Annotated in this window: 8 protein-coding genes; 7 read left to right on the forward strand and 1 reads right to left on the reverse strand. The window is 46.9% G+C overall.

Features of this window, described 5'->3' with window-relative positions; all coding sequences use genetic code 11:
• The first annotated feature begins 95 nt into the window (after positions 1 to 95).
• Both GXP65_RS16295 and GXP65_RS16300 read left to right on the forward strand, forming a co-directional pair.
• Positions 96 to 1298: a Bcr/CflA family multidrug efflux MFS transporter gene (locus GXP65_RS16295; protein ID WP_005428556.1), complete on the forward strand. Its 1203-nt coding sequence runs from the start codon at positions 96 to 98 to the stop codon at positions 1296 to 1298.
• On the forward strand, positions 1298 to 1960 hold the full coding sequence (locus tag GXP65_RS16300; protein ID WP_038891375.1) for a DUF2913 family protein: 663 nt from the start codon (positions 1298 to 1300) through the stop codon (positions 1958 to 1960). The genes GXP65_RS16295 and GXP65_RS16300 overlap by 1 nt, the downstream gene beginning before the upstream one ends.
• 253 nt (positions 1961 to 2213) lie before the next feature.
• Here the strand turns inward: GXP65_RS16300 and GXP65_RS16305 are convergent, their stop codons facing one another.
• Positions 2214 to 3659 carry a DUF2867 domain-containing protein gene (locus GXP65_RS16305; protein ID WP_162093275.1) on the reverse strand — a complete coding sequence of 482 codons (1446 nt, stop codon included), beginning with the start codon at positions 3657 to 3659 and terminating at the stop codon, positions 2214 to 2216.
• A gap of 95 nt (positions 3660 to 3754) precedes the next feature.
• On the opposite strand from GXP65_RS16305, the gene GXP65_RS16310 reads away from it, so the two are divergent.
• The 5 genes from GXP65_RS16310 to nhaA all read left to right on the forward strand — a co-directional run bounded on the left by GXP65_RS16310 (position 3755) and on the right by nhaA (position 10997).
• Entirely contained in the window at positions 3755 to 5131 is a 1377-nt protein-coding gene (locus GXP65_RS16310; RefSeq protein ID WP_050906576.1) for an MATE family efflux transporter, read from the forward strand.
• A 129-nt stretch (positions 5132 to 5260) separates the two neighbouring features.
• A complete protein-coding gene (locus GXP65_RS16315; protein ID WP_005428554.1) occupies positions 5261 to 5932 on the forward strand; it encodes an ABC transporter ATP-binding protein in 672 nt (223 codons plus the stop codon).
• The gene (locus tag GXP65_RS16320; protein WP_038891368.1) at positions 5913 to 8366 is read left to right on the forward strand and encodes an ABC transporter permease; all 2454 of its coding nucleotides are present in this window, start codon (positions 5913 to 5915) and stop codon (positions 8364 to 8366) included. Before GXP65_RS16315 ends, GXP65_RS16320 begins: the two co-directional genes overlap by 20 nt.
• On the forward strand, positions 8366 to 9490 hold the full coding sequence (locus tag GXP65_RS16325; protein ID WP_045368658.1) for a lipocalin-like domain-containing protein: 1125 nt from the start codon (positions 8366 to 8368) through the stop codon (positions 9488 to 9490). Before GXP65_RS16320 ends, GXP65_RS16325 begins: the two co-directional genes overlap by 1 nt.
• A 331-nt stretch (positions 9491 to 9821) precedes the next feature.
• On the forward strand, positions 9822 to 10997 hold the full coding sequence (gene nhaA / locus GXP65_RS16330; protein WP_045452927.1) for a Na+/H+ antiporter NhaA: 1176 nt from the start codon (positions 9822 to 9824) through the stop codon (positions 10995 to 10997).
• The last annotated feature ends 136 nt before the right edge of the window (positions 10998 to 11133 follow it).

Raw genomic sequence — 11133 nt, forward strand, 5'->3', positions numbered from 1 at the left:
TCGTGACGGTTACGGATTCAGGGTGAGAGAAGCGTCAATCATCTATCTCAATCAATGTGGAATGTTGATGGGAGGACACAACAAGAGGTAAAGCAATGACAGAAAAAGCCCAAAGTGCTCCCCAGTCACAAATCAGTTTTTTATTGTTTCTTGTACTCGGTGCAATTGGTGCGCTGACGCCACTTGCTATCGATATGTACCTACCAGCTATGCCAACCATCGCGAAAGATCTTGGTGTAACCCCAGGTGCGGTACAGATTACGTTAACGGCTTATACGGCAGGTTTTGCGATAGGTCAGTTGATTCATGGTCCGTTAGCGGATAGCTATGGTCGCCGACCTGTACTCATTTTAGGTGTGCTCTTTTTTGGTTTGGCAGCGGTAGTCAGTGCGACCACTAACGGTATCGATGCGCTAACTTATGTGCGTACGGCGCAAGGTTTTGCTGGCGCTGCGGCTGCTGTGATCATCCAAGCGGTTGTACGAGACATGTTTGACCGTGAAGATTTCGCGCGTGCTATGTCGTTCGTGACCTTGGTGATTACGATTGCGCCTTTGGTAGCGCCGATGATTGGTGGCCATCTAGCGATTTGGTTCGGCTGGCGTTCGATCTTCTGGGTACTCGCTATCTTCGCTGTTGTAGTGATTCTGCTTGTTCTGTGGATGATCCCAGAAACGCTTAAGCCAGAAAACCGTCAGCCACTAAGATTCAGAACCACGATTCGTAACTATGCGCGCCTGTGTTCTAACCCTGAGGCATTGGGTTTAATGCTTTCAGGTGCGTTCTCGTTCTCTGGTATGTTTGCATTCCTGACTGCGGGTTCGTTTGTTTATATTGATTTATATGGTGTTCGACCTGACCAATTTGGTTACCTATTTGGTTTGAACATCGTAGCGATGATCATCATGACCAGTCTAAATGGTCGCATGGTGAAAAAGGTCGGTTCGCACTTCATGCTGCGTTTCGGACTAACCGTGCAGTTGATTGCGGGTATTGGCCTGTTTGTCGGCTGGATGCTCGACCTTGGCTTGTGGGGCATGGTGCCTTTTGTTGTGCTGTTTATCGGTACTTTGTCTACGATTGGTAGTAACTCAATGGCTCTGTTGTTGAGTGGGTACCCAACCATGGCGGGTACAGCATCTTCACTTGCTGGTACACTGCGATTTGGCACTGGCTCACTGGTTGGTGCGCTCGTTGCTGCAATGCCAGGCGCTGTTGCGTGGCCGATGATCATCGTAATGTTTGCTTGTTCAGTGCTGTCTGCACTGTTTTATTGGACTTTAGGAAGAAAGGCGTAATGTCTAATTACACCCAAGAAATTCAAAACTTAGTTAACGCAGCTCTGGCGGATCTAGACCAAGAGCATCGCTCAGGCAAATTGGCCAATGCGCCAGTTGCTAACAACCACTACTTGGTACGTTGGGTCACAAAGGCGCTGAAATCACAACGCTTTGGGCGCACAGTGGGTGATGACCTAACACGTTGGCAGAAAGCTGGTCGTTCAAAAGGTAACGATGCCGGTTTGCTATTCATCTTCAAACGTATCTCTGGCTTTTACGCGCAGTTTTTCCCAGAAGGTGAAGAGCCTAAAGTTATCAAAGACTCTGACATTGAAGCGTTCTTGGATCTTATGGAACAGGCTGGTTGGGAAGTGTCTACATCTGAGCAACTCGTTGGTTGCGGTAAAGTACAAATCTTTACTGAAGGGCAGAACTCATTAGCATTGTGTGCTGACCAATGTGAAAGCTGTTTTGATGGTGAGCGACTGGTAAAACCGATGAGTTGGTTTGTTCGTGGTAACCATGCGGAGTTTGTTGAGAAAGCATCGCAAGCAGGCTACATGGTTCACAAAGTAACCGATTACAAATCGATGGTGAAATACCATGGCGAATACCTAATCTTCCCAGCGAACGAAGGTAATCAATTGGCAGAGATTCCACTGTCATTTAAAGCTGACTAATAGAATCACTTCTTCTCACTAAGCAAAAAGCGTACACATGATCTTTGTGTACGCTTTTTTGTATTTAGCCGTCTCAGTTTAAGGCGCGGGTTAAGTCTCACAGCTAAACAAATTGATGCCTGTGATCGTAAAAAGTCAGGATGTGCTTTAACGCCCAGTCACGGTAACGATCCGCTTCAATCAAAACATCATGTTTAGCGTGAGGTATGGTTAATAGTTCTATGCTGGCATCCGTGCCAATGGTTCGCTTTATTTAGTTTTGTTTTTCCTCTAGCGCTTCCGCTTCTTTCGCTATGGCTTTAACCATGCCTTTGAAGATAAACAGGTGAGCAGGCATCATCGCAAACCAGTAGAGTAAGCCCGGAAAGCCTTGTGGATGCCACCATGCAGTGATATCGAATTCACGCTCCTCACCATCGTCTTTAATGGTGATTTCCAAACGACCAAGCCCTGGCCCTTTCATGCCAAAAAATAGCGAGAGGAACTGGTTCTCTTCGCAGCGAATGACTTTCCAAGAATCAATGAAATCACCCACTTTGAGCTCTGGACCGGGAGGGGAAACACGAATGGGTTTTCCGCCACCAAAGAAGATATCGAGCCATTCTCGGGTGCGCCAAAGGACGTTAGCAAAGTAATAGCCTTTTTCAGGGCTACCGATCTTTTGTGCCACCTTCCAAAGTGATTCGGCAGAAGCTTTAGTCTTGATGCTCGCTCCCGCTTGTTTTGGATAGTACCCGTAGCCCGGTTGCCAGCGTTTGAGTGCGGCAGGTTCGAAGCCCCAGACGTTACTGCGTACAAAAGTGCCTTCCGTCGCGATCGTATCCTCAACAGACTGCTCGTAGCTAATCAGCTGCTGTGGGAATCGCTGATGAATGGCTTTGGTATCGGCAATGTAGTCGTGTTCTAAACCTGCAAGTAACGCTTTACCGATATTTGCAGGAACCGATGTCACGATGGCCAACCAATACGATGCCATTTTAGGTGTCAGCAGTGGCGTAGACCAAAGTCGGTAAGGTTTCTTGGTGATCTTACAAATGACTTCAAATTGCTCACGATAACTTAATGTATCCGGACCGCCGACCTCGTAGATTTCACTCTCTGTTGGTTTGGTTTCTGCCAATTCAAGCAAATAGTGATTCAGGTTGGGTAGGGCGATAGGGTTAGCTTTGGAATCTACCCATTTAGGCGCAATGAGAACTGGCAAATTGTAGACAAAGTCGCGCATGATCTCGAATGCCGCAGAACCGGGACCGATAATCACGCCTGCACGAAGTTCAGTAACAGGCACGCCAGCTTGACGGATGATCTTCCCCGTCGCTTTGCGCGCTGCCAAGTGTTGAGAGTTGCCAGTTTGAGGTTGAATCGCACTCAAATAAATAACGTGTTCTACACGGCTTTTCTCAAGCGCATTTTTGAAGTTCTCTGCGAGGTTTAATTCGTATTCAACGAAGTCGTGGCCTTGCGCCATACCGTGCACAAGAAAGAACACCAAATCAAAGTCATTCACCACTTCGAGCGTTGCTTGCGCATCCGCTAGATCGAGATAAGTGAGGGTGAGGTTAGGGTGTGGCTGAGTTCGGGATTCTAGATAGTCAATATGACGCGCCGCTGCAGTGACAATGTAACCTTTGTCGAGCAGTTGTGGAAGAAGTTGTGAGCCAATGTAACCGGAAGCCCCAAGTACCAACACCTTTTTCATTCTGAGTCCTTTTTATTGCTGGTGGATTAGTCACCACTGGGTATAATCATGAGACACTTTTCCCTTTCTATCAATAAGTTGTCGACGGAGCGAGCATGACTTTTTTTTCACAATTGATTACTCATGCTGATAAGTCGTTTTTACGTCGACTGTTTGCCATCGCATTACCTATTACTTTGCAGAGCATGATGTTCTCTAGTCGAAGCTTGGTGGACGTTTTGATGCTTGGCCAGTTGGGGGAAGCGGAAATTGCAGCGGTCGGCGTTGCTGCAAGAGCGACCTTTGTAACCACGATTATGCTCCTTGGTGTGACAACGGGTGGTGCGCTGCTAACGGCACAATATTGGGGAGCGGGCGATAAAGTCGGAGTTCGCCAAAGCACGTCATTGACTTGGATGATCTCCATGGTGTTCGCTGCTTTCACTGTCGTGTTGTTCGTACTCTTCCCTGAACCAATTATGCGCCTAACGACGGATTCAGAGGAAGTGATTCGTCTTGGAGCCGACTATTTGGTGATTTCATCGGTTAGTATGTTCGCTGTAGCTTGTGTCGCGAGTATGGCTGTAGGTTTACGTGCCATGCATCAACCTGGGCTAAGTACTTTCTTTAGCGGCATTGGTATTGCGTCTAACATCTTCCTTAACTGGGTGCTGATTTTCGGTAAATTTGGCTTTCCTCCAATGGGGATTAAAGGTGCTGCGATCGCGACAGTGATCAGTGGCGCAATAGAGGTCACATGTCTATTCAGTTACTTGTGGTTTAAAAAACACATCATTGCGTTTGGATGGGATGATATTCGTGCCAGCTTAGTGTTGGATAAAATCACACGTTTCTTGAAGTTGTCTCTTCCTACCACATTTAACTTCCTTGCTTGGGCTGGCGGTTTGTTTGCCTATCACGCCATTATGGGGCAGGCAGGAGTGCAAGGCTTGGCTGCTTTATCAGTGATGACACCGGTTGAGTCGATTGCTCTGGCCATGATGATAGGTTCATCTAATGCAGCGGCTGTTTTAGTAGGCAACCAATTAGGCGCGAAGCAGTTTGGTCCGGTTTACTACCAAGCGTGGGCAACGGTCTTCCTGAATGTAGCCATCGCCATCGTTGTCGCTATTTTGCTTCTACTCTCTAACCAACTTATTCTCGATGCATTCAGCGCACTGACACCAGAAACTCGGCACCTTGCTGAGCAGTTTATGGTGATTCTCGCTATTGGTGTGATTCTGCGCTCCGTGCCTATGATGGCCATTGTTGGTGTGCTACGCGCAGGTGGGGATGTGAAGTTCTGTTTATATCAAGATCTGATCGCACAATGGGTGATCAGTATCCCTCTCGCTGCCTTCGGTGCAATCTACCTTGGTTTTGAGCCGCAATGGGTTTATCTACTGTTTTTGACCGAAGAAGTGGTGAAGTGGGGAACGTGTTTTCAACGTATGGCGAGTAAGAAATGGATGAAAAATTTGATTGAAGCTTGAGTGGTGTCTCGAGACAAGTTGCATTTGTACCCTGATAGTGTGATCAACTATTCAAAATACTTCCTACCAACAGCATTTTAGTGTAGATTCGGATTCCAATTTTTAGACACCATTTGAGCGGCAAAATCAATGTTAAAACTGTCAGACCTATGTAAAGGCTATGTAGACGGGGGAGAATTTCATCCTGTACTGCAAGGGGCAGAATTAACATTACAACAAGGTGAACAAGTTGCATTAATGGGGGAGAGTGGATCAGGTAAAAGTACCTTACTTAACTTGATCGCAGGTCTCGATACCGCTGATTCAGGCGAGATCCAGTACCCAAGCTTTGCCATGCACAGCGCACCAGAGCATCTAAGAACCTTATATCGCCGTAATAACATTGGTAATATCTTCCAGCAGTTTAACCTTCTTCCTACCCTGAACATTGCTGACAACATCCGCTTCTGTCGCCAATTGAAAGGCTTACCAGAAGACAAAGGCTTGTGGCGTCAAATCCTTTCCGCTCTCGACCTTATGCCGCTTTTAGGTCGTTACCCTGAAGAAGTGTCCGGTGGTCAGCAACAACGTGCTGCGATTGCTCGTGCGTTGTATATGGAACCGAAAATTCTGCTTGCCGATGAACCAACAGGTAGCTTGGATGAGCGCAATGCCGAAGCCGTAATGCGCTTACTTACGAGCCTAGCACGCCAGTTAGAGTGTACTTTGCTGCTGGTTACACACAGTGAAAAGGTGGCAGAACACATGGAAGGTCGAATCCGTCTTCAAGGAGGGCAGCTGCATGTTATGGCCCGTAGTTAAAGCACTACTCGGTCACTACCGCCGCTATCCACTTCAAATTATTCTTGTTTGGCTTGGTTTAACCCTTGGAGTGTCACTCCTTGTTGGTGTTACTTCTATTAACCAACACGCGAAACAGAGTTACGAAACCGGTGAGAAACTTTTTTCAAACCCTTTGCCTTACCGTATTCGTACTAAGCATTCTGCTAATAAAATCCCCCAAGGCTTTTATATCCAATTGCGTCGTGCTGGTTTCAACCAGTGTGCGCCGTTTGATATTCTCCACCTTGATACGGAAGCCGACCTAAGCTTGATGTTGGTTGGTGTCGATCCCGTCGCCTTATTGCCTCTACAGCAGGGTAAATCGCTCAAAGACTTACCGATGCTGTCTTTAATGAAGCCTCCTTATCCTATCCTTGCAAGCCAAGACTTGGCTGCACACATGCAATGGAGCGATGGCGACTTTATTCAACTCAATGATGGTAGTCGACTTGGGCCACTAAAAGTCGACTCAGATAACCTGCTCTCCGGCACTCGCCTTGTAACCGATATTTCTCTGCTTCGTATGCTCAAGCGCAGCTCTGGTTTGTCTGCCATCGCTTGTGGTGAAATGCCAGAAGAGAAAATACTGGCTCTTAAGAACATGCTGCCTAACGGTATGACACTGGTGCGTAACAGCCGTACTGAGCTAGAGTCTTTAACGAAAGCATTTCACATGAACTTAACGGCGATGGGTATGCTGTCGTTCTTAGTGGGTTTGTTCATCTTCTACCAAGCAATGTCACTGTCGTTTATTCAGCGCCAGCGCTTGGTCGGTATACTTCGCCAAACCGGTGTCAATGGTATGCAGCTCGCCCAAGCTTTGATGCTTGAACTGACCATTCTTGTGTTGGTTGCATGGGCTTGTGGTAACTTCTTTGGCCTTATCTTAGCGAATGAGCTGATCCCTGCTGTTTCGTCGAGCTTGAGTGATCTTTACGACGCCAATGTTGGCCTAACGATAGGCTGGTCATGGGAATCGAGCCTATACAGCTTAGTGATGTCAGCGATGGGGGCTCTCATTTCATGCCTTTGGCCGCTGATTCGTCTGCTGAAATCGCAACCGATTCGCCTTTCTTCTCGTTTATCTCTGATGCGTTTTGCTGGACGTGAGTTCTCTTGGCAAGCTTTTGCGGCTTGTGCTTTCTGTGTCGCCGCCGTAGCCGTGTACCAAGCACCTAAAACACAAGAGTCGGGTTTTGCCATTATTGCCTTGATGCTAATCAGTGTGGCCTTGTTTATGCCATTTTTGATGTGGCATATGTTCCAAAGCTTTTCTTACTCACTACGTTGGGTGCGTGTGCGTTGGTTCTTCGCTGATGCGGCTGCGAGCATGAGTTACCGTGGCGTTGCGACGATGGCGTTTATGCTCGCCTTGGCAGCAAACATCGGTGTGGAAACCATGGTTGGTAGCTTCCGAGATACGACGGATAAATGGTTAAGCCAACGCCTAGCCGCCGACCTCTATATTTACCCAACTAACAACTCAGCAGCACGTATGAGCGCTTGGTTGAAAGAACAACCTGAAGTAGACGCTGTCTGGTGGCGTTGGGAAAAAGACGTCCCAACGGAACGTGGTGCATTGCAAGTAGTGAGTACTGGTTCCTCAGAAGGGGAGTTGGACTCTCTTACTGTGAAGCTTGGTGTGCCGAACTATTGGTATCACTTGCACCATTCGAAGAGCTTAATGGTGAGTGAATCCATGGCTTTGAAGCTCGATATTCGCCCGGGTGACTATATTGATCTTCAGCCTCCATTAGGTGGAGGGTGGCAAGTCGTTGGTGTGTATTACGACTACGGTAACCCGTACAACCAAGTCATGATGTCGCATCGTAATTGGCTGTATGCGTTTGCTGGCTCAGGTAATGTAGGGCTTGGCGTTTTGGTGAAGGACAACGTTAACGGAGAGGGCTTGAAGCGTCGTCTAGAAAACGTGTTCCGTTTACCTCAGGATCGAGTGTTCGACAACAACAATATCTATAACCAAGCCATGCGCGTGTTTGATCATACTTTTGCTATTGCGGGAACGCTAGGCAACATCACTTTGATTATCGCCGTATTTGGATTGTTCTTCGCAACGCTAGCGGGCGAGTTTTCTCGTCAACGACATTTCTCATTGCTACGTTGTATGGGCGTTTCCGGTAAAGAATTGGTGATGTTAGGAGGCCTTCAGTTGTTTGCCTTCGGTATGATATCCGCCATTATTGCAGTACCACTGGGTTTAGCACTGGCACATCTGATCGTTGATATCATTATTAAGCAATCATTCGGTTGGTCGCTGGAGTTGCAAACCATTCCTTGGGAGTACGCTCAAACCATCGCTTGGGCAATGCTGGCCATTATGATCGCTGGTGCGCTGCCAGTGATTAGAATGATTAAGAGCACGCCAATGAAGTCATTGAGGGATGCGCTGTAGTGAAAAACATGAAACCTAAAAAGCGATTATCTCTCTCGGTATTGTTGTGTATCGTTGCAATCACGATGACTGGCGTAGCATTGTATTTGACACTATGGGCGGAAGCGACCGCAACAGAGCAGGGTGAGATCAGCGATGTACTCAAACGTGAAAGTAAGACGGTTTTCGAACCAGTCCTACCTGATGAGCATGTATCGCTACCCGATGATTTCCGTTTTCACCCAGATTACCAGCATGAGTGGTGGAACTACTTTGCTAAGGTTCAGGACAAGCACGGCAAAGTGTACAACATTCAATGGAGCTATTTCCGAGTAGCGACAGACGAACGTGATACTCGAGGTTGGCAGAACCCACACTTATTTATTGCCCACATTGTTATCAGCAATGGCTCTCACGTATGGAAAGAGCAGCGCGTCGCCCGTGGTGGTATTGGCCAAGCTGGGATGACCAATCGTCCGTTCCGTTTGTGGATTGATAACTGGAATTGGCGTGCTCTTGGTTCAACACCATTCCCAGGCAACCTGGATGTCGCCACTGACGCTTTTGCCCTCGATTTGAACACAACAACCAGCGGTCCATTTGTGGTGAACGGTGATAAAGGGTTTCAGGTTAAGCATGCCCTTCAATCGATAGCCTCTTTCAGCTTCAGCGCGCCTTTCTTGAATGTGAAAGGGACGCTTACCCTTAATGGTCGCGAGATCCCTGTTTCTGGCTCAGCCTGGACGCAGAAAGAGTGGGGAAGTGGCCTGATTGGCGAAGGCCAGCAAGGCTGGGATTGGTTTGTGTTTAACCTTGATGATGGGCGAGCGCTTACAGTAAGTCGTTATCGTCACAATGGTCAGGTTCCTCATCTCTTCGGTACGTTGTCAACGCGCTCTGGAAAAGTCATCAATCTAACTGATAAAGACATCACGATGACGCCATTGCACGTCACCAATCTTTCTAATGGAAGAAGGTTACCTCTCCAATGGATTATTAACGTTCCTGAGCAGAACATAAATTTGACGACGAGAATCATAAAATCGGACATGTGGTTGCCGTTTGTGATTCCTTATTGGGAAGGCCCGATACTCGCATCCGGTTCTAATGAAGCTTGGGGATTTATGCAGCTCACCGGTTATTAAACAGAACAGAAAAGGCCACCCAGTTGGGTGGTTTTTTTGGTAATGAAACACGCAATTTTCGGTGTAAAACCGCACGTTAATCACGAAAATTCATCAGATATTATACTAACTTAATAGTAGTCTATGTGAATAGATTGAGCTTATAAGGAGATAGGCAGGTCTTGTAAAAAAATATGTTCTTGTTGAAAAATACGATGTTTCGTATATGAAACATCGGAAAAATCGAAGTTTAAACTCTAAACAAGCGATTATTCTTACATTTTCTTCAGCTATAAACTCTCATCATTCTTTGTTACTCGTTTATTAAGATAATAAATATAAGGGCGAAACCATGAACGATGTCATTCGTGACTTTTTTAAAATGGAATCCGCAGGCGGTATCCTTCTTGTAATTGCAGCTGCAATTGCTATGACCATTGCAAACTCACCGCTTGGCGAAAGTTATCAAGCGATGCTGCATACTTATGTATTTGGTATGTCAGTGTCTCACTGGATTAATGACGGCTTGATGGCCGTGTTCTTCCTATTAATCGGCCTTGAAGTAAAGCGTGAGCTACTTGAAGGTGCACTAAAATCGAAAGAAACCGCGATCTTCCCTGCTATTGCAGCGGTAGGTGGTATGTTAGCACCGGCACTGGTTTATGTGGCTTTCAACGCCGGTGACCCAGAGGCTATCTCTGGCTGGGCTATTCCAGCTGCAACAGACATTGCCTTTGCTCTTGGTATTATGGCGCTTCTTGGTAAGCGTGTGCCAATCAGCTTGAAAGTATTCCTTCTAGCATTGGCTATTATTGATGACCTTGGTGTCGTGGTTATCATCGCGTTGTTCTACACAGGTGATCTATCAACGATGGCATTACTTGTTGGCTTTGTCATGACCGGTGTGTTGTTCATGCTGAACGCCAAAGAGGTCACTAAGCTGACGCCATATATGATCGTAGGTGCGATACTATGGTTTGCTGTACTTAAATCAGGAGTTCACGCAACACTTGCTGGCGTAGTAATTGGTTTTGCTATTCCACTTAAAGGCAAGAAAGGCGAGCATTCTCCACTGAAACACATGGAGCACGCACTTCATCCATACGTAGCGTTCGGTATTCTTCCTTTGTTTGCTTTTGCAAACGCGGGTATCTCGCTAGAGGGTGTATCGATGTCAGGCCTGACTTCAATGCTACCGCTAGGTATCGCTCTGGGCCTATTGGTGGGCAAGCCGCTGGGTATCTTCACATTCAGCTGGGCTGCTGTGAAACTGGGTATCGCCAAACTGCCTCAGGGCGTTAACTTTATCCATATATTTGCGGTGTCGGTTCTTTGTGGTATCGGCTTCACGATGTCGATTTTCATCTCATCGCTAGCGTTTGCTAACGTAAGCCCTGAGTTTGATACCTACGCTCGATTGGGCATCTTGATGGGTTCAACGACCGCAGCGATTATTGGCTATGCACTACTGCACTTCTCATTGCCTAAGAAAGCGGTAGAAGAAGTCGCAAGCGAGAAAAAAGCGTAAGCTAAGATAGAATAATTTACCGAAAGCCTCCCGACTGGGCTGTCTCTTATACACAAATCCCCAAGCTTGTAGCTTGGGGATTTTTTTTGAACTCTTTCAAGTGTGTGTGATCTGATCACTTAGCAATCCTTACTGA

The sequence above is a fragment of the Vibrio sp. LB10LO1 genome, from assembly GCF_010092875.1.
In the GTDB taxonomy this organism is placed as follows: Bacteria; Pseudomonadota; Gammaproteobacteria; order Enterobacterales; family Vibrionaceae; genus Vibrio; species Vibrio campbellii.

Excerpts from the sequence above, each read along its gene's own strand:
- GXP65_RS16305 (WP_162093275.1), bottom strand. The coding sequence starts at position 3,659 with ATGAAAAAGGTGTTGGTACTTGGGGCTTCCGGTTACATTGGCTCACAA.
- GXP65_RS16315 (WP_005428554.1), top strand. The coding sequence starts at position 5,261 with ATGTTAAAACTGTCAGACCTATGTAAAGGCTATGTAGACGGGGGAGAA.
- GXP65_RS16310 (WP_050906576.1), top strand. The coding sequence starts at position 3,755 with ATGACTTTTTTTTCACAATTGATTACTCATGCTGATAAGTCGTTTTTA.
- nhaA (WP_045452927.1), top strand. The coding sequence starts at position 9,822 with ATGAACGATGTCATTCGTGACTTTTTTAAAATGGAATCCGCAGGCGGT.
- GXP65_RS16320 (WP_038891368.1), top strand. The coding sequence starts at position 5,913 with ATGTTATGGCCCGTAGTTAAAGCACTACTCGGTCACTACCGCCGCTAT.
- GXP65_RS16295 (WP_005428556.1), top strand. The coding sequence starts at position 96 with ATGACAGAAAAAGCCCAAAGTGCTCCCCAGTCACAAATCAGTTTTTTA.
- GXP65_RS16300 (WP_038891375.1), top strand. The coding sequence starts at position 1,298 with ATGTCTAATTACACCCAAGAAATTCAAAACTTAGTTAACGCAGCTCTG.